This is a genomic window from Capnocytophaga catalasegens, from assembly GCF_026005215.1.
In the GTDB taxonomy this organism is placed as follows: domain Bacteria; phylum Bacteroidota; class Bacteroidia; order Flavobacteriales; family Flavobacteriaceae; genus Capnocytophaga; species Capnocytophaga catalasegens.
The window spans coordinates 30,017-48,689 of sequence record NZ_BPMA01000036.1 but is presented as its reverse complement, the minus strand read 5'-3'; the positions used below and the strand labels follow the sequence as shown (position 1 = coordinate 48,689).

The following is an 18,673-nucleotide window of genomic DNA, read 5'->3' as shown; positions in this document are numbered from 1 at the left end:
TTGGCACATCTTATTTTAAGGATTTTATGATACACTTTTTCAAAAACAAAGCAAATACTATTTATGCTGTACAAGCCTTGTCGGAGCTTTCGATAGAAACTATTGAGAAATTAAATTGGCTTTTTGGTGAGGCAGTTTATTTAACTGAAAAAAATATTGAAGGAATCTTTGTTGGAACACGTGCTGTGATGATAACCCCTTGGAGTACTAATGCAGTTGAAATAACTCAAAATATGGGAATTGAAGGTATTACACGTATTGAAGAGTTTTTTTATGCTGATAATTCTATCAATTTTGATCCGATGTTATTGCAAAAATATGACACACTAGGGCAAGATATTTTTACAACGAACATACAACCTGAACATATTTTAGAAATTGATGATATTTCCGCTTATAATGAAAAAGAAGGATTGGCTTTGAGTAAAGATGAAGTAGTTTATTTAGAGAATTTGTCTAAAAAATTAGGTAGAAAACTTACTGATTCAGAAGTTTTTGGATTCTCTCAAGTTAATTCGGAACATTGTCGCCACAAGATTTTCAATGGCACATTTGTTATTGATGAACAAGAGAAAGAGTTGTCTCTTTTCAAATTGATTAAAAAAACTTCACAAGAAAATCCAAATAGTATTGTTTCAGCATACAAAGATAATGTGGCCTTTTTAGAGGGACCTGAAATCGTTCAATTTGCACCACAATCTGCGGATAAACCTGATTTTTATAAAGAAACTCCTTTCAAATCAGTACTTTCCGTAAAGGCAGAAACACATAATTTTCCAACAACGGTAGAGCCTTTTAATGGAGCTGCTACAGGGTCAGGGGGAGAAATCCGAGACCGATTAGCAGGAGGAAAAGGCTCATTGCCTCTAGCAGGAACAGCAGTTTATATGACAGCTTATTCTCGCTTGGAAACTGATAGAATTTGGGAACAAGCTATGTCTGAACGTAAGTGGCTTTATCAAACACCTATGGATATTCTTATCAAGGCTTCTAATGGAGCTTCTGATTTTGGAAATAAATTTGGACAACCACTTATTGCAGGTTCTGTTTTTACTTTTGAACACGAAGAACAAGCGCGCAAACTTGGTTTTGATAAAGTAATCATGCTTGCTGGCGGAATTGGTTATGGGAAGGATACAATGACTAAGAAAGAAATTCCTAATCAAGGAGATAAAATTGTTGTTTTGGGAGGTGAAAATTATCGTATCGGAATGGGGGGAGCTGCGGTTTCTTCTGCTGATACAGGAGCTTTTGGTTCTGGAATAGAGCTTAATGCTGTCCAACGTTCCAACCCAGAAATGCAAAAACGAGCGGCTAATGCTATTCGAGGGTTAGTAGAAAGTGAAAATAATCCAATTGTATCTATTCACGATCATGGAGCAGGAGGACACTTGAATTGCCTTTCCGAATTAGTCGAAGAAACAGGAGGAGTAATAGACCTTGACAAACTTCCTATTGGAGACCCAACGCTTTCTGCCAAAGAAATTATCGGAAATGAATCTCAGGAACGCATAGGATTGGTTATCGGTAAAGAAAATATCTCTCAACTACAAAAAATTGCAGAGCGAGAACGTTCGCCAATGTATGAAGTAGGAGAGGTTACAGCTGATAAACGTTTTGTTTTTGTCTCGTATAAAAAAGGAGAAAAACCAATGGATTTGGCACTTTCTGATATGTTTGGAAGCTCGCCTAAAACAATTTTGAAAGATGAAACCTCACCGGTCAAATATGAACAAATAACTTATACGACCAGTAAAATTCCATATTATTTGGAACAAGTTTTACAGCTTGAAGCCGTAGCTTGCAAAGATTGGCTTACGAATAAAGTTGATAGATGTGTAGGAGGTCGTGTAGCTAAGCAACAATGCGTAGGAGCTTTACAACTTCCGCTTAATAATGTAGGAGTTATGGCTTTGGATTTTAAAGGTAAAGAAGGTTTAGCTACTTCTATTGGACATTCGCCACTTACGGCTTTAATAGACCCCATCACAGGAAGTAAAAATGCAGTGGGTGAAGCACTTACCAATATTGTTTTTGCTCCTTTACAAGATGGATTAAAAAGTGTATCTCTTTCGGCAAACTGGATGTGGCCGTGTAATAATAAAGGAGAAGATGCTCGATTGTACGAAGCTGTAAAAGGTTGTTCAGATTTTGCTATTGAGTTGGGAATCAATATTCCAACAGGGAAAGATTCGCTCTCAATGAAACAGAAATATCCTGATGGAGATGTAATTGCCCCTGGTACGGTTATTATTTCGGCAGCGGGGCATTGCTCCGATATTCGCAAAGTGATAGAACCTGTGCTAAAAGTAGGCAAAGGGTCTATATATTATATTGATTTTTCGCATGATACATTAGAATTAGGAGGTTCTTCATTTGCGCAAATTTGTAATAAAATAGGAGAAAAAGCCCCTACAGTACAAGATGCCAAAGCTTTTAAAACGGCTTTTAATACTTTGCAAGAAGTTATCAATCAAGGAATTATTTCCGCAGGACACGATGTAGGTAGTGGGGGACTGATTACTACACTTTTAGAAATGTGTTTTGCTGAAAATCAATTGGGAGCTGAAATTAATTTAACTAATTTGGGAGAAAAAGATAGTGTGAAAACCTTTTTCAATGAAAATATTTCGGTAGTTATTCAAGCAACAAACAATGAATTGTTAGAAAAATTACTTTCCGAAAATAAGGTTCGTTTTGTCAAAATAGGTGAAGCAAAGTCTTCTAATGACCTAAAAATAACCAATGGAGAAGATAGTTTTACTTTTGAGATTGAAAAATATCGAGATATTTGGTACAAAACCTCATTTCTTTTAGATAGCAAACAATCGAAGAATGGAATGGCTAAGGCTCGATACGAAAATTATAAAAATCAGCCATTGGTGTATCAATTTCCTTCATTTTTTACGGGAAAACTACCTCAAAAGCCACATAAACGCCCCAAAGCGGCAATTATTCGTGAGAAAGGAAGCAATTCAGAACGAGAAATGGCTCACGCTATGTTTTTGGCAGGTTTTGACGTGAAAGATGTGCATATGACAGACCTTATTTTGGGTAGAGAAACGCTCGAAGATATACAATTTATCGGAGCTGTTGGTGGATTTTCTAATTCTGACGTACTGGGAAGTGCCAAAGGTTGGGCAGGAAGTTTCCGTTATAATGAAAAAGCTAAACAAGCATTAGAGAGTTTCTTTCAGCGAAAGGATACACTTTCGGTAGGTATATGCAATGGTTGTCAGTTGTTTATGGAATTAGAACTTATTCATCCAGAGCATATTACACATGGAAAAATGAAGCATAATATATCTCAGAAGCATGAAAGCGCTTTCACTTCCGTAATGATACAAAAAAATAACTCGGTAATGCTTTCTTCTTTGGAAGGAGCGGTATTGGGTATCTGGATTTCGCACGGAGAAGGGAAATTCTATCTTCCTGAGAGTGAGGATAAATACAATATTGTGGCGAAGTACGGATATGAGAATTATCCCGCCAATCCGAATGGGTCGGATTATAATACGGCAATGCTTTGCGATAATACAGGCAGACACTTGGTGTCAATGCCACACTTTGAAAGGTCTATTTTCCAATGGAACTGGGCAGACTATCCTGAGGGTCGATTTGATGAAGTTTCTCCTTGGCTTGAAGCGTTTGTCAATGCCAGAAAATGGATAGAACAAAATAGCATATAGCTTGTTTGAAACGATGTAAATGAACCTAAAAAAGTTACTTTTTACAGCAAATAAAAACGTACTGATTATTGATGATGATAAGGTTCATTGTTAAGTATGGTAAAGGCTCGGTAGAGTTGTTCGGTGAAGAAAAGCCGAATCATTTGGTGGGAAAAAGTCATCTTGGAGAGCGAAATTTTTTCATTGGCACGCTTATAAACTTCTTCGCAAAAGCCAAATGCACCACCGATGACAAAAGTAATCTGCTTTACACCTGTATTCATTTTCTTTTGTAGAAAAACAGAAAAATCAACGGAAGTATATTCTTTACCTCGCTCATCTAAGAGTATCAAATATTCAGACGGAGTGATATTTTTCAGAAGTAATTCGCCTTCTTTTGCTTTTTGTTGTGTAAAAGTCAAATTCTTGGTATTTTTTGCTTCGGGAATAATTTCTACATGGTATTTGGTGTAAAATTGAAGCCGATTTTGATATACTTCTATTAGTTGTTGCAGTAGATTGCTATCGGTTTTTCCAATTACTAAAAGTTTTATATTCATTTGAAATTATTTGTATTGAAAAAACTGCATATTTTTTTACAATATGCAGTTTTAATTATTTATAGATATCAGTTTTATAAACTATTTTCTTTGGTGAATTTAATTATTTCAGAAATTCGACCAAAAGCCACCCCTACAACAGTATCGGCAGCGCCATAATACACAGCTACTTTGTCTTGTTCGATATCATGTAGAGCTGCACACGGAAACACAACATTGGGTACATCACCGGCTAGTTCGTATAGCTCGGCAGGGGCTAATAGATAAGGTTTGGTACGATATTTGACCTTACTTGGGTCGTTTATATCTAAAATGGCAGCACCCATTGAATATCTAAAACCATTGCAAGTATTGATAACCCCGTGATAGAACATAAGCCACCCCTCGTTGGTTCGGATAGGCACAGCACCGGCTCCGATTTTGGTGCATTGCCAAGCGCTATCCATAAATGGCGCCACTTTCATCACACAGCGATGCTCTCCCCAGTATTTCATATCAGGACTATAGCTAATATAAATATCGCCAAAAGGAGTATGTCCATTATCGCTTGGGCGCGAAAGCATTGCGTATTTTCCGTCAATTTTTTCAGGGAAAAGAACTCCGTTTCGATTAAATGGTAGAAAAGCATTCTCACATTGGAAAAATTCTTCAAAATCGAAGGTGTAAGCAATCCCGATTGTAGGTCCGTGATATCCGTTACACCACGTAATCCAATATCGGTCTTCAATCCACGTAACTCGTGGGTCGTATTTGTAATCTGAATCTATCATTTGCGTATTACCGGCCTTCATCTGGATTGGATTGTGATTGATTTGCCAATGAATGCCGTCTTTGCTGAATCCTGCAAAAATATTCATTTGAACTGCTTTGTTATCACAGCGAAAAACACCTGCAAAGCCCTCTTTGAACGGCACTACGGCGCTATTGAAAATACTATTAGATGAAGGAATGTCATATCGTCCGATAATTGGATTTTGGCTGTATCGCCACATAACTTCTGAACAACCTTCGGGGCGTTCCTGCCAAGGAATTTGGATTTGTGTATTCATTATATTTTATTTTAAATTAAAAAGTATTTTATTTTTGTTTTGTATTTTGTAGAGATGCTATTGAGCGAATTTTCTATCTTTTTTTGAAAAAATTGGCTACAAATATACTTCTAACAACTCAATATCATTGGTTTCAATGGTAATCTGCTCACAACTTGCGGGAACTAAAATCGTTTCGCCCTTTTGTATGGGCATTGTAAGGTCTCCGTATGTTATAGCACCTTGTCCTTTTACACACATATAGATATGAAAAGAGTCACGGGCTGAAATAGCAACTGGCAGATTTTGATTTAGTTTCAGATAGTTCGTAATGAAGTACGGACAGCTTACCATAGTATTATGCTCATTTAGTGAGTGGCTATATTGCACCTTGAAATCATCTTTCTTCTGATAATCAATCGCATCGAGGGCTTGCTCTGTGTGGAGTTCGCGCAAATTGCCATTTTTGTCTCGGCGATTAAAATCATACACCCGATAAGTAATATCACTGGTTTGTTGTATTTCAGCTAACAATGTTCCTGCACCTATGGCGTGTACTTTACCTGTATTTATAAAAAAAGTACTACCCTCGCTTACTGGTTCATAATTCAGTATCTCGGTCAGGGTACCATTCTCTAAGTGCTGCTGATATTCTTCCTTAGTTACTGATTTGTTAAACCCTACAATAAGTTGAGCGTCTTTGTCAGCGTCCATAACGTACCACATTTCAGTTTTTCCGAAGGAATTATGCCGCTTTTTTGCTAATTCATCATTCGGATGCACCTGAATAGATAGGTCTTCTCGGGCATCAATAAACTTAATAAGAATAGGAAATTCCTTTCCGAAGCGCTCATAAATGTGTTTTCCTACTAATGCCTCTGGTTGTTCATCAAGTAGTTTTTGTAGGCTTTCGCCAGATAGACTTCCGTTATCAATTATAGAAACATCGCCTTTTACAGTCGATACTTCCCAGCTTTCTCCTGTGATTTCATTTGGAATGGGTTTTGAAAAAACATCTCTTAATTTTGTTCCGCCCCAAATACGCTCTTTTAGTATTGGACGAAATTTGAATGGATATAATTGCTTCATTTTTTATAATTTTATTTTTATTATTAACTAATATAGTGTCTATTTGGTGATTTTTTTAATTTTTTATCTTTAAAAAGAGGTTTTTTTAGTTGAAATATTTTTAATTCACCTTATTTGGTTGCTTTTTTGGATAAAATGTTTTTATTTTACCTTGTCAAGCGACTTTTTAGGATAAAATATTTTTGTTTTACCTTATCTAGTAACTTTTCAGGATAAAATGTTTTTATTTTACCTTGTCAAGCGGCTTTTTGGGTTAAAATATTTTTATTCTAATTTATAAAGTGGCTTTTTAGACTAAAATATTTTTATAAATACTAATCAAGTGGCTTTTCAGTCTAAAATATTTTTATAAAAATTAGTAAGGTAACTTTTTTATGTTGATTGTTTTTATAAAATGTTGTTCGGTATCTTTTTGAAGTTAATTTTTATAAAAAATCATTAAAAAGCAGCTTTATATCTTGATTAAAATTGGTTTATCGTTTGTCTTATAGCTGTCAAACGTGTCAGAAGTTTGTCTAATAGGTCTAAGTGTAACATATTAGCTCCATCACTTTTAGCATTCTTAGGGTCGAAGTGAGTTTCGATAAATAAACCATCGACATTATTAACAACCCCTGCTCGGGCGATAGTTTCAATCATTTCGGGGCGACCACCCGTTACACCGCTGTCCTGATTGGGCTGTTGAAGCGAATGAGTAACGTCTAAGACTACCGGTGCATACTTTTTCATTGTTGGAATGCCTCGAAAATCTACAATCATATCCTGATAGCCAAACATTGTGCCTCTATCGGTTATAATAGCCTGCGGATTGCCACAATCGAGCACTTTTTGCACCGCATGTTTCATACTCTCAGGACTCATAAACTGACCTTTTTTCAGGTTAACCACTTTACCTGTTTGAGCGGCTGCCACAACCAAATCTGTTTGACGTACCAGAAAAGCGGGGATTTGCAATACATCTACATATTCGGATGCCATAAAAGCATCGCCCACTTGGTGTATATCTGTTAGGGTAGGTACTGCAAAGGTACTCGATACCTTCTGTAAGATTTTAAGTGCCTTTTCGTCTCCAATTCCTGTGAATGAATCAATACGACTACGATTAGCTTTCTTAAAACTACCCTTAAATATATATGGAATACGTAATCTGTCCGTAATGCGAGTTATTTTTTCAGCAATTTGAAGAGCCATTTCCTCTCCCTCAATAGCGCAAGGTCCAGCTATGAGAAAAAAGTTGCCATACGTCGTATTTTTGATTTGTGGGATAAGTTCTATTTGCATGCGAATTATTTTTTTTACGAATTAACCTGATTTTGTATATGAAGAAGTTTCGAAGCAAAAGATTTTGCATAGTTATTTATAATTTCTTTGTCAAAATATTTTTCTTCATCAATGCGACCAAGTATCTGAACTTGTGTATTTTCGGCGAGCCATTGTTCGGTGGCAGTATTTTCTTTTCCGCTGAAAATTATTCCTGCAATAGACAAATGACGGCGTTTTAGAGCTTCAATAGTAAGCATTGTGTGGTTGATACTGCCCAAATAATGTCGCGAGACGATAATTACCTTATCAGTCGGAGCTATCAAATCGGCAATGGTCTGATACGAATTGATAGGTACTAATAATCCTCCCGCACCTTCAATAACTAAGGGTTTGTTTGTCTTGGGGCGAATAATATGTGCCAAACTAATATCAATATTTTCCATCTGCGCAGAAAGATGCGGACTGGCAGGGTGTTTCAATGCATACGAATTCGGAAAAAAAGTAGTAGTTTCACAACTGACAAGCTCTTGAACTTTCATAGTGTCCGAATTGTCTAATTCGCCAGCCTGTATTGGTTTCCAATAATCTGCTTTGAGCGCTTGTACAACAATGGCTGAAACGATGGTTTTTCCTACTTCGGTCGAAATCCCCGTTATAAAAAAAGTCATTTGAATTCTGTTCTAATTTTCAATTTGCAAATATACTAAATTATTTAGAGAATAAAATTACTTTTTTATCTTCAAAATATAAGGTTTAGAAATGAATATTTTTATCGAAAATAATATTTTTTTTATATTAGTTTTTTTCATATCTTTGTTTTTTGAAAAAAATAATTATCAATGATATACAAACCCAGTATTCCTAAAGGGACACGCGATTTTTCGCCCACTGAGCTGAAAAAGCGAATTTATATACAAAATAAAATAAAAGAAAAATTTGAACTATTTGGTTTTCAACCCATTGAAACACCTAGTTTTGAAAATTATGAAACGCTAATGGGCAAATATGGCGAAGAAGGCGACCGATTGATTTTCAAAATATTAAATTCGGGCGATTTCCTCACCAACGTTTCAGATGAGTTTTTAAACGAGAAAAATAGCCAGAGGCTGACTCCCCAAATTAGCGAAAAAGCCCTCCGTTATGACCTGACTGTTCCTTTTGCACGCTATGTAGTACAACATCAAAATGAACTGACTTTACCCTTCAAAAGATATCAAATACAACCCGTTTGGCGAGCCGATAGACCCCAAAAAGGACGCTATCGAGAATTCTTTCAGTGTGATGCAGACGTGGTTGGTAGCCAAAGTCTGTGGCAAGAAATTGAATTGATTCAGCTATACGATTCTGTATTCAATTCATTAAATATGAAAGGAGTTACTATCAAAATAAATCACCGAAAAATATTGAGTGGTTTTGCTCAAATCATCGGACAAAGCGATAAACTTATTGATTTTACCACAGCTCTGGACAAACTTGATAAAATAGGAAAAGAAAAAGTAATTCAAGAGATGCTCTCACGAGGAATTTCTTCTGTGGATGTTCAAACAATCAATCCTATTTTTGAATTAAACGGAACTTTCCTCGAAAAGATAAATCAATTACGAGAAATTTTGGTAGATAGCCAAGTAGGATTGCAAGGAATAACTGAATTAGAATTCATTTGCAACGCAATAGCACAGCTACCGTTATCCGTAGCTTCATTGGAACTTGATGTAACATTGGCTCGTGGTTTGAACTACTACACGGGGGCTATTTTTGAAGTAGTTGCACCTCAACAAATACAATTAGGTTCTATTGGTGGCGGAGGACGTTATGATGACCTAACCGGAATTTTCGGATTGAAAAATATGAGTGGCGTAGGAATTTCTTTCGGATTAGACCGTATTTATTTAGTACTTGAACAGCTTGGTTTATTTCCCGAGGAAATTAACCAAGCTTTGGACATTCTTTTTATCAATTTTGGTCATGAAGAAGCTATCGAAAGTTTGAGAATTATCAATCAACTAAGACAAAAAGGCTACAAAACGGAATTATATCCCGAGACTTCCAAACTCAAAAAACAACTCGCTTATGCTGACAAGCGAGGGGCTAATTATGTAATTATTATAGGTGAAAATGAACTCAAAAAGCAACAATTTATTTTAAAAAATATGGTATCGGGACAGCAAACCGAATATAATTTTTCAGACATTAACCAATTTAAATTTTAAAAACGTAGTACAATAAATGAAAAATTGCATATACACAACAGCCGACGAAGCTGTAAAAATAGTACAATCGGGTGATAGAATTTACGTGCAAGCAGCAGCAGCAACTCCCAAAATTCTGACAGATGCTTTAGCGAAAAGAGCTACTGAACTAAGAGGAGTAGAAGTTTCTCATATTTTAACTTCTGATTATGCGGCTTATGCTGACCCTTCGCTTCGTGAGAGTTTTTATGTGAATTCATTTTTTCTATCAAACAATGTAAGACATATCATAAAAGAAGGAAATGGTTCTTATACGCCTGTTTTCCTAAGTGAATTACCTCGTTTTTTTTATGAGAAAATAGTTCCGATTGATGGTGTTTTTATAAGTGTTTCGCCTCCTGATCGCCACGGATATTGTTCTTTGGGAGTTTCTGTAGAGGCTTGTTGGGCAGCAATCAAACACGCTCGTTATGTTATCGCGCAAGTTAATGAAAATATGCCTCGTACTTTTGGAGATACATCAATTCATATAAGTGAAATTACCTATTTGGTTCCTCATAATAGTCCTTTGTATGGTCTGGAATATGCAGAGAGAACCTCTGGTGTTGAGGAAAAGATAGCTGAAAATGTAGCACAACTTATTGAAGACAATTCGACTATACAGGTGGGAATAGGGTCTGTGCCAGATGCAGTTCTTAAAAAATTGAGTAATAGAAAGCACTTAGGAGTACATACCGAATTATTAACTGATGGTGTCGTTGATTTGATTGAAAAAGGTGTTGTTACAGGACAGAAAAAAACAATAAATACAGGCAAAGTAGTTTGTACTTTTATGTTTGGTTCAAAACGCTTGTATGATTTTGCTCACGACAATCCAATTATTGAAGTTCGTGAGAGCAAATACACAAATGCCCCCGCTATTATCGCTCAAAATACACAAATGATTTCGGTTAATTCTGCTATTGAGGTAGATATAACAGGTCAGGTTTGTGCTGACTCTATTGGGACAAAGATGTATTCAGGAATTGGTGGGCAGATTGATTTTGTTCGTGGAGCTTCACAAAGTGTTGGAGGAAAGGCTATTATAGCTCTTCCTTCTGAGACAAGACATGGAGAAAGTCGTATTGTTCCGTTTTTACGTTTAGGAGCAGGAGTTGTAACTACTCGTTTTCATATTCAGTATGTAGTTACCGAATATGGTATTGCTGATTTGCGAGGAAAAACATTAGCTCAACGTCAGAAAATACTTGTTAATATTGCTCATCCGAAACATCAAGAAGCTATTGAGCGAACTTTTTACGAAACTTGGAAAAAAGATAATTTATAGATACAAAAAATCCTGAAAATAGTTGTTTTTTTCAGGATTTTTAATTTAATAATTCAATGTTTAATCTATATTGTTAAAAAAAATTTTCTTGTTCCAACTTTATTGTCAGTTCTTCACGAAAACGAATCATTATCATTTTGGCAAGAACCAAATTGGCTGTATTGTCCAAAACCAAATGTACTAATAATTGTTTGTTATCTGAAATAGATGTAACATGTACCTGATTTTTGTAAATAATAGAAACATCTTTTACTCTCTTATCAGTCAGTCCTTCGGTATTCTCAAACGAGCGAATGGCATCCTTGAAAATTTCTATTTGAAATGAACTTGCTGGACTGTTATCTTCGTTGTTTTTTGCTTTATATGCTAGAATTGTACCATCATTCGTATTAACGAGCGAGACTGAAATAAAACTGGGTATATTTTCTTGTATTTTCTCTACAAAATGATTCAAATAATCAACCATTTTTTTACTTTTTAATTAAAAAATAATTGTTTAAATTGTTTTACTTTCTTGTGGGATACTTCGGTTGTAGAATTGTCTTTTTCAAAAGATTCTGCAATCAAACTTTGCCAGCATTCATTGTGAGTCATATGCAAAAGAGCATAGTTTATACTTTGTGCATTTGTAATAAGATGTACTAAAAAATCAGCATTTGTTGCAACATATAGAAAATGAATATGCTCATCATTACTTATGATAATTTCATGCAAAGTCTCATCACTACTATCTGTAAATTTAATAGCTCGCAATGAATTTTTAACAATTTCAGCTTCAAATTTAGCCGTAGCCTTATAATCTATTCCTGAAAAGGAAACAGAGTGAATAAGAGAGCCATTGTCAATATTTATAAAATTCACAGACAAAAGTCCGTGGAGTTTATTTCCCATTTGAGTGGCATATTGATCAAATTTTTGCTGTGTCATAAATCGTAATTTTTTTATTGGATTTATTTGGGCAAAGATAAATATTTTTTTGGTAAAAAAAAAAAATTCTTAGAGGATAATTTTAAAAAATTAACAGAAATTCAATATCAGAATTAAATAAAGAGAAAGAAATTTTGACAAAGAAGTTATTTTAAATATGAAAATTTCATTTTTTTTCAAGAAAAATAGTTTTTTTTCAAAAAAAGATGTATTTTTGTCCTATTAAAATTATTGTTCTATGAATTTACACGAATATCAAGGCAAAGAAATATTAGCAAGTTTTGGGGTACAAACTCAACGAGGTATTGTAGCTACAAGCCCCGATGAGGCTGTTATGGCAGCCAAAAAATTGTCCCAACAAACAGGCACACAATGGTTTGTAGTCAAAGCTCAAATACATGCAGGAGGGCGTGGAAAAGGTGGAGGAGTTAAATTAGCCAAAAACCTTGACCAGGTGAAAGAGATTGCTGAACAGATGATAGGTATGAATTTAATTACCCCACAAACACCCAAAGAAGGAAAAAAAGTTCATCAAATACTCATTGCAGAAGATGTTTTTTATCCAGGAGAAAGTGAACCTAAGGAATATTATATGTCAGTACTTTTGAATCGCTCTACAGGAAAAAATATGATTATGTATTCCACAGAAGGAGGCATGGATATTGAAACTGTTGCAGACAAGACTCCACATCTTATTTTTGTAGAAGAAATAGATCCAATGTTAGGACTTTTACCTTTTCAGGCTCGTAATATAGCATTCAATTTAGGATTGTCAGGAGAAGCTTTTAAAGAAATGGTTAAGTTTGTAACTTCGTTGTATAAAGCATATATCACTTCTGATGCTAATTTGTTTGAAATCAATCCATTACTGAAAACTTCTGATAATAAAATATTGGCAGTTGATGCCAAAGTAACCCTTGATGACAATGCTCTTTTTCGCCATAATGATTATACTCAAATGCGTGATATTCGTGAAGAAAATCCCATTGAAGTCGAAGCAAAAGCAGTGGGACTTAATTATGTAGATTTGGACGGAAATGTAGGTTGTATGGTTAATGGAGCTGGACTCGCAATGGCTACGATGGATTTGATAAAACAAGCAGGAGGAGAGCCTGCCAATTTTCTTGATGTAGGAGGAACGGCTGATGCTTCGCGTGTAGAAACAGCTTTTCGTATTATTCTAAAAGATCCAAATGTAAAGGCTATTTTAATCAATATTTTTGGAGGAATTGTTCGTTGCGACCGCGTAGCACAAGGAATTATTGACGCTTACAAAAATATGGGAAATATCCAAGTTCCTATTATTGTTCGCCTACAAGGTACAAATGCTGAAATAGCCAAAGAAATGATTGATAAATCGGGATTGGCAGTACATTCAGCTATTCAGTTTCAGGAAGCTGCCGATAAAGTAAAACAAGTTTTACAATAGAAATTTTTTGTATAATTATTTCAAAAAAGCAAGGACTAAAAAATTCTTGCTTTTTTTAATATAAATAATTGATTATTATATAGATATAGTTTGTTGATAGATTTATTTTATTTTAGCACAAATTTTAAAAAAAAACAAATAATTAAAAATTATTAAAAAAAAATAATAAAATTTTGTTGCTTTTGATTTTATATGTATCTTTGGAAAATTTTTTAATGATGAAAAAAAACATATTACTAACAACTATTTTATTAAATATTAGTTCATTAGCAATTGGACAATATACCGATGTAGTTAATTCTAATAATCCTGGAAAATCTATTGGAGCATATAGCGTAGGGCGAAAAGTAATTCAGGCAGAAAGTGAGTTTTTTTACGAAAAAAGTGAACACAGAGGACTTTATACGCGCCAACACAATTTTGGGGTTAATTATGAGGTTCGTTATGGAGTTTGGCGCGAACAATTTGAAGCAATTTTTGATGGAACATTGCTCTATAATGATACCGAAACATATCGTTTTTTAAGTACAAATGAGAGAAAATTAGGGTTTTATCGCAATACACTTGGAGCAAAATACTTGCTTTATAATCCTGAGTTTCAGCAACAATCAAGTTTATATAGTTGGAAGGTTAATAACGAATTTCGTTGGAGTAATCTAATTCCTGCGGTATCGGTGTATTTGGGAGCCAATTTGTTTTCAAAAAATAGATTTTTATACGAGGCACTAAATGAAGACCCTGCTGTTGTTACTCCCAAAGCAATGGTTTCGTTGCAGAGCCATCCTATTGCACGTGTAGTTTTGGTAGCTAATTTAATTGGAGATAATTTTGCTTCTAAAAATGCACAATGGAGTTATATTGTAACATTGACCCATAATTTATACAATGAACGATGGAGTATTTTTCTTGAAAATGAAGGAATTACTAGCTCGTATTACAAAGATGTTATTTTGCGAGGAGGAGCCTCTTTTTTGGTAAATGATAATTTGCAAGTAAACGCTTGGATAGGCTCAACTTGGAAGATAACTCCCACAAGATATATGGGTGCTGTTGGGGTTTCTTACCGCTTTTACGACAAGCATCGTGAGATTGAATTCAAAGAAAAACTAAAAGCACGAGAAGAAGAAAATAAAGCAGATGCAGAACTTTTTGGTTTTTAAAGAAAGAATTTATAAAAAAATAATAAATGATTATTGTTAAAAAATTGACAACACGTAAGGAAATGATTGATTTTGTCAAATTTCCTTTCAAATTATACAAAAATAGCAAAACATGGATACCTCCTATTATTGAAGAAGAATTAAATTATTTGGATTCTAAGAAAAATCCTGTTTTTGAAAATGCTCAAGCTGATTTCTATTTGGCTTATAATGAGCAAAAAGAAATTGTAGGGCGTATAGCTGTTATTATCAACCATTATGAAGTAGAAGTACAAGGTGTTAAAAAAGTTCGTTTTGGTTGGTTTGATATAATTGACGATTTACAAGTAACCAAAGCACTTTTGCAAAAAGTAGAAGAAAAGGCTCGGAAGCATAACTTGGACTATATGGAAGGTCCTATGGGGTTTTCCAATATGGACAAAGTTGGTGTACAAACCAGCGGTTTTGAACATATGGGAAATATGGTAACGTGGACAAATTTTCCTTATTACAAAGAACATTTTGAAACTCTTGGTTGGAAAAAAGAAAAAGGTTATGTAGAAATTTCTTTTTTGGTAAAAGACGTAGATGCCGTAACGTTAAAAAAAATGGGAGACATTGTAGAACGTCGATACGGATTTACGTATGCATCACTCAAATCGACCAAAGATATTGTTCCATATGTTGATGAAATGTTTGATTTATTCAACAAAACGTATGCTAATTTGTCAACATTTATTCCTATTACTGAAAAACAAAAACAATTTTTTAAAAAAAAATATATCCCTTTCATAGACCCTCAGTATATTAAATTTATGCTTGATAAAGATGGAAAAATAGTATGTTTTGCTATTATGTTACCTTCTTTTTCAGAAGCCTTACAAAAAGCCAATGGGCGATTATTTCCTTTAGGATTTTGGCATTTACTAAAAGCTCGGAGAAATCCGAAAATATTAGAATTTTATTTGATAGGAATTTCTCCCGAATATCAATCGAAAGGTGTTCCTGCTATGCTTTTTAGAGATTGTTATGAACTTTTATTGCGCAAAGGAATAGAAAAATGTATCGTTACTCCCGAACTTGAAGATAATCTTGCTGTACAAAAATTATGGAAAAATTTTAATCCAAAATATTACGGAAGTAGAGTAACGTATCGAAAAGATGTTGAATAATCTGAAAAATTTTGGAATAAAAAAATGTTTTTCATTTTTTTCCGAAATTATTTTACTACTTTTGCCCATCAAAAATAAAAATTACAGATATAAATATGACTTCTAATGAAATTCGTCAAAAATTTTTAGATTTTTTTGAGTCGAAAAAACATCTTATTGTTCCTTCTGCACCTATTGTTTTGAAGAATGACCCAACACTGATGTTTAACAATTCGGGAATGGCTCAATTTAAAGAATATTTTTTAGGAAATGCAACTCCCAAAAGCAAGCGTATTGCCGATACACAAAAGTGTTTGCGTGTTTCAGGTAAACACAATGACCTTGACGATGTAGGTTTTGATACGTATCATCATACGATGTTTGAAATGCTTGGTAATTGGTCTTTTGGAGACTATTTCAAACAAGAAGCTATTGATTGGGCGTGGGAACTCTTGACTGAAATTTACAAAATTGATAAAAATATACTCTATGTAACTATTTTTGAAGGTGATGAAAAAGAAAATTTGGAACGTGATTTGGAAGCGTTCAATTTTTGGAAAAAATACCTTCCACAAGAACGTATATTAAATGGTAATAAAAAAGATAATTTTTGGGAAATGGGAGACCAAGGACCTTGTGGACCTTGTACAGAAATTCATGTAGATTTGCGAAGCGAAGATGAAAAAAAATTGATTCCAGGACGTGATTTAATCAATAAAGACCACCCACAAGTAGTTGAAATATGGAATTTGGTTTTTATGCAATTCAACCGAAAAGCTGATGGTTCTTTGGAGCGTTTATCAGCCAAACACGTAGATACAGGAATGGGATTTGAACGTTTGTGCATGGTTTTACAGAATAAAAAATCGAATTATGATACTGATATTTTCACCCCTTTAATTACTAAAATTCAAGAAATTACACACTCTGTTTATGGCAAAAATGAAAAAATAGATATTGCAATTCGAGTTATCGCTGATCACGTGCGAGCTGTATCATTTGCTATCGCTGACGGACAATTGCCAAGTAATACAGGTGCTGGATATGTTATTCGTAGAATTTTGAGACGTGCTATTCGGTACGGATTTACGTTTTTGAATCAGAAAGAAGCCTTTATTTACAAGTTGGTTGAAGTACTTTCACATCAGATGGGAGATTTTTTTCCTGAAATAAGAACACAACAAGCTCTTGTTCAGGGAGTTATCCGTGAAGAAGAGAATTCATTTTTAGGTATTCTCGAACAAGGACTTTTGCTACTTGATGCAATGATGAATAATGCTCCCAATAAGCATATTTCGGGAGCCAAAGCCTTTGAATTGTATGATACTTATGGATTTCCGTTTGATTTAACGGCTTTAATTCTTGCTGAAAAAGGATTTACTTTAGATGAAGAAGGATTTGAAAAAGAATTACAAAAACAAAAAGAACGTTCCAGAGCAGCTGCACAAGTAAAAGCAGGAGACTGGGTTATACTTAAAGAAGATGAAGAGGAAGAATTTATCGGATATGATACTTTGGAGGCTTTAGTACGTATTACACGTTATCGCAAAATTGAAAGCCAAAAAGATGGAACTTTATACCAATTAGTATTCAATATGACGCCTTTTTATCCCGAAGGAGGGGGGCAGGTTGGAGATAAAGGATATATTCAAGCTCCAAATGGAGAAGCTACATATATACTTGATACCAAAAAAGAAAATAATGTTATTATTCATATTGTAGAATCTCTCCCTGAGGATTTAGACCGAACTTTCAAAGCCTTTGTAGGAGACAAACTGCGAGAAAAAACATCAAGTAATCACTCCGCTACACACTTGTTACATCAGGCGCTTAGAAGCGTTTTGGGAACGCATGTAGAGCAGAAAGGTTCACGAGTTGATAATGAAACTTTGCGTTTTGATTTTTCTCATTTTGGAAAAATGACAAGTGAAGAGCTCATGCAAGTAGAAGATTTTGTTAATAAAAAAATAGTTGAACGTATTGCTCTGCAAGAACATCGCAATATTCCTATTCAAAAAGCAATAGAGGCAGGTGCTATGGCACTTTTTGGTGAAAAATATGGTGAAAATGTTCGTATGATTCAGTTTGGTGAAAGCAAAGAACTTTGCGGAGGAACGCACGTTAAGAATACAGGCGATATTTGGTATTTTAAAATTCTTTCAGAAGGTGCTGTAGCAGCAGGTATTCGCCGTATAGAAGCAATTACCAATGAGGCAGCTTTGCAATATTTTAAAAATCAAGAACAGACACTGATTGAAATTAAACAAACACTCAAAAATACCCAAGAACCTGTAAAATCAATTATCAATTTGCAATTGGAAAATGCTCGTTTGACAAAAGAAATTGAAGAACTCAAACGTGAACAAGCTCGTAGATTGATAGAAGCATTCAAAAATGAAGCAATACAAGTGAATAATGTATATTTTCTGGCAAAAAAATTAAATACAGATATGGCAACAGCTAAGAATATAGCATTTGAACTTGGTGAACAAATGAAAAATATTTTCGTTGTAATAGGAATACAAACCGAAGACAATAAAGCAATGCTTCTGTGTTATATTTCCAAAGAATTGGTTAAAGAAAAAGGCTATGATGCAGGTAAAGTAGTTCGCGAATTAGGTAAATACATACAAGGAGGCGGAGGAGGACAGCCATTTTTTGCCACCGCAGGAGGAAAAAATACTGACGGAATTGATGAGGCTTTGAAAAGAGCTATCGAATATGTAAAATAATAATTTGGTTATAATTTCATAAAAATAAATATCTTAGATAGAGTCGTATAAGTACGACTCTATTTTATTTTTGGCACAAACTAATTTTGACTAAATCTTCAAATAGAATGATTAACTTATTAAAATATATTTCAAAAAATACCATTTTTAAATATTTGATAATCAATAAAA

14 protein-coding genes are annotated in these 18,673 nt (G+C 34.3%); 7 read left to right on the top strand and 7 right to left on the bottom strand.

Annotated elements, in window-relative coordinates:
* The first annotated feature begins 26 nt into the window (after positions 1 to 26).
* Positions 27 to 3,689 carry a phosphoribosylformylglycinamidine synthase gene (gene purL / locus OO775_RS09975; protein ID WP_264846940.1) on the top strand — a complete coding sequence of 1,221 codons (3,663 nt, stop codon included), beginning with the start codon at positions 27 to 29 and terminating at the stop codon, positions 3,687 to 3,689.
* A 65-nt stretch (positions 3,690 to 3,754) separates the two neighbouring features.
* On the opposite strand, the gene rlmH is transcribed toward purL, so the two are convergent.
* The 5 genes from rlmH to bioD all read right to left on the bottom strand — a co-directional run bounded on the left by rlmH (position 3,755) and on the right by bioD (position 8,276).
* The gene (rlmH, locus tag OO775_RS09970) at positions 3,755 to 4,228 is read right to left on the bottom strand and encodes a 23S rRNA (pseudouridine(1915)-N(3))-methyltransferase RlmH (protein WP_264846939.1); all 474 of its coding nucleotides are present in this window, start codon (positions 4,226 to 4,228) and stop codon (positions 3,755 to 3,757) included.
* A gap of 74 nt (positions 4,229 to 4,302) precedes the next feature.
* On the bottom strand, positions 4,303 to 5,277 hold the full coding sequence (locus OO775_RS09965; RefSeq protein WP_264846937.1) for a glycoside hydrolase family 130 protein: 975 nt from the start codon (positions 5,275 to 5,277) through the stop codon (positions 4,303 to 4,305).
* Positions 5,278 to 5,373: 96 nt separating this feature from the next.
* Positions 5,374 to 6,345 (bottom strand): type I phosphomannose isomerase catalytic subunit, encoded by a 972-nt coding sequence (locus OO775_RS09960; RefSeq protein ID WP_264846936.1) that lies wholly within the window; start codon positions 6,343 to 6,345, stop codon positions 5,374 to 5,376.
* 462 nt (positions 6,346 to 6,807) lie between these two features.
* A complete protein-coding gene (kdsA, locus tag OO775_RS09955; RefSeq protein ID WP_264846934.1) occupies positions 6,808 to 7,626 on the bottom strand; it encodes a 3-deoxy-8-phosphooctulonate synthase in 819 nt (272 codons plus the stop codon).
* Between the two features lie 14 nt (positions 7,627 to 7,640).
* The gene (gene bioD, locus OO775_RS09950; protein ID WP_264846933.1) at positions 7,641 to 8,276 is read right to left on the bottom strand and encodes a dethiobiotin synthase; all 636 of its coding nucleotides are present in this window, start codon (positions 8,274 to 8,276) and stop codon (positions 7,641 to 7,643) included.
* 171 nt (positions 8,277 to 8,447) lie between these two features.
* On the opposite strand from bioD, the gene hisS reads away from it, so the two are divergent.
* On the top strand, positions 8,448 to 9,818 hold the full coding sequence (hisS, locus tag OO775_RS09945) for a histidine--tRNA ligase (protein WP_264846932.1): 1,371 nt from the start codon (positions 8,448 to 8,450) through the stop codon (positions 9,816 to 9,818).
* 16 nt (positions 9,819 to 9,834) lie between these two features.
* Positions 9,835 to 11,124, top strand: coding sequence for an acetyl-CoA hydrolase/transferase family protein (locus tag OO775_RS09940; RefSeq protein WP_264846931.1), 1,290 nt, complete (start codon positions 9,835 to 9,837; stop codon positions 11,122 to 11,124).
* Between the two features lie 73 nt (positions 11,125 to 11,197).
* Here the strand turns inward: OO775_RS09940 and OO775_RS09935 are convergent, their stop codons facing one another.
* Both OO775_RS09935 and OO775_RS09930 read right to left on the bottom strand, forming a co-directional pair.
* Positions 11,198 to 11,590, bottom strand: a complete 393-nt coding sequence (locus tag OO775_RS09935) for a hypothetical protein (protein ID WP_264846930.1) — start codon at positions 11,588 to 11,590, stop codon at positions 11,198 to 11,200.
* A gap of 11 nt (positions 11,591 to 11,601) precedes the next feature.
* Positions 11,602 to 12,051, bottom strand: coding sequence for a hypothetical protein (locus OO775_RS09930; RefSeq protein ID WP_264846929.1), 450 nt, complete (start codon positions 12,049 to 12,051; stop codon positions 11,602 to 11,604).
* Between the two features lie 238 nt (positions 12,052 to 12,289).
* Between OO775_RS09930 and sucC the strand changes: the two genes are divergently transcribed.
* From sucC to alaS, 4 genes are all read left to right on the top strand, one after another.
* Positions 12,290 to 13,480: an ADP-forming succinate--CoA ligase subunit beta gene (gene sucC / locus OO775_RS09925; RefSeq protein WP_264846927.1), complete on the top strand. Its 1,191-nt coding sequence runs from the start codon at positions 12,290 to 12,292 to the stop codon at positions 13,478 to 13,480.
* Between the two features lie 218 nt (positions 13,481 to 13,698).
* Positions 13,699 to 14,640 carry a transporter gene (locus OO775_RS09920; protein ID WP_264846926.1) on the top strand — a complete coding sequence of 314 codons (942 nt, stop codon included), beginning with the start codon at positions 13,699 to 13,701 and terminating at the stop codon, positions 14,638 to 14,640.
* Positions 14,641 to 14,666: 26 nt separating this feature from the next.
* Positions 14,667 to 15,791 carry an N-acetyltransferase gene (locus OO775_RS09915; protein WP_264846925.1) on the top strand — a complete coding sequence of 375 codons (1,125 nt, stop codon included), beginning with the start codon at positions 14,667 to 14,669 and terminating at the stop codon, positions 15,789 to 15,791.
* 95 nt (positions 15,792 to 15,886) lie between these two features.
* The gene (gene alaS / locus OO775_RS09910) at positions 15,887 to 18,502 is read left to right on the top strand and encodes an alanine--tRNA ligase (RefSeq protein ID WP_264846924.1); all 2,616 of its coding nucleotides are present in this window, start codon (positions 15,887 to 15,889) and stop codon (positions 18,500 to 18,502) included.
* Positions 18,503 to 18,673: the final 171 nt, after the last annotated feature.

Bases quoted from the DNA above. Each gene is read 5' to 3' on its own strand.
- purL (WP_264846940.1), top strand. From the start codon at position 27: ATGATACACTTTTTCAAAAACAAAGCAAATACTATTTATGCTGTACAA.
- rlmH (WP_264846939.1), bottom strand. From the start codon at position 4,228: ATGAATATAAAACTTTTAGTAATTGGAAAAACCGATAGCAATCTACTG.
- OO775_RS09965 (WP_264846937.1), bottom strand. From the start codon at position 5,277: ATGAATACACAAATCCAAATTCCTTGGCAGGAACGCCCCGAAGGTTGT.
- OO775_RS09960 (WP_264846936.1), bottom strand. From the start codon at position 6,345: ATGAAGCAATTATATCCATTCAAATTTCGTCCAATACTAAAAGAGCGT.
- kdsA (WP_264846934.1), bottom strand. From the start codon at position 7,626: ATGCAAATAGAACTTATCCCACAAATCAAAAATACGACGTATGGCAAC.
- bioD (WP_264846933.1), bottom strand. From the start codon at position 8,276: ATGACTTTTTTTATAACGGGGATTTCGACCGAAGTAGGAAAAACCATC.
- hisS (WP_264846932.1), top strand. From the start codon at position 8,448: ATGATATACAAACCCAGTATTCCTAAAGGGACACGCGATTTTTCGCCC.
- OO775_RS09940 (WP_264846931.1), top strand. From the start codon at position 9,835: ATGAAAAATTGCATATACACAACAGCCGACGAAGCTGTAAAAATAGTA.
- OO775_RS09935 (WP_264846930.1), bottom strand. From the start codon at position 11,590: ATGGTTGATTATTTGAATCATTTTGTAGAGAAAATACAAGAAAATATA.
- OO775_RS09930 (WP_264846929.1), bottom strand. From the start codon at position 12,051: ATGACACAGCAAAAATTTGATCAATATGCCACTCAAATGGGAAATAAA.
- sucC (WP_264846927.1), top strand. From the start codon at position 12,290: ATGAATTTACACGAATATCAAGGCAAAGAAATATTAGCAAGTTTTGGG.
- OO775_RS09920 (WP_264846926.1), top strand. From the start codon at position 13,699: ATGAAAAAAAACATATTACTAACAACTATTTTATTAAATATTAGTTCA.
- OO775_RS09915 (WP_264846925.1), top strand. From the start codon at position 14,667: ATGATTATTGTTAAAAAATTGACAACACGTAAGGAAATGATTGATTTT.
- alaS (WP_264846924.1), top strand. From the start codon at position 15,887: ATGACTTCTAATGAAATTCGTCAAAAATTTTTAGATTTTTTTGAGTCG.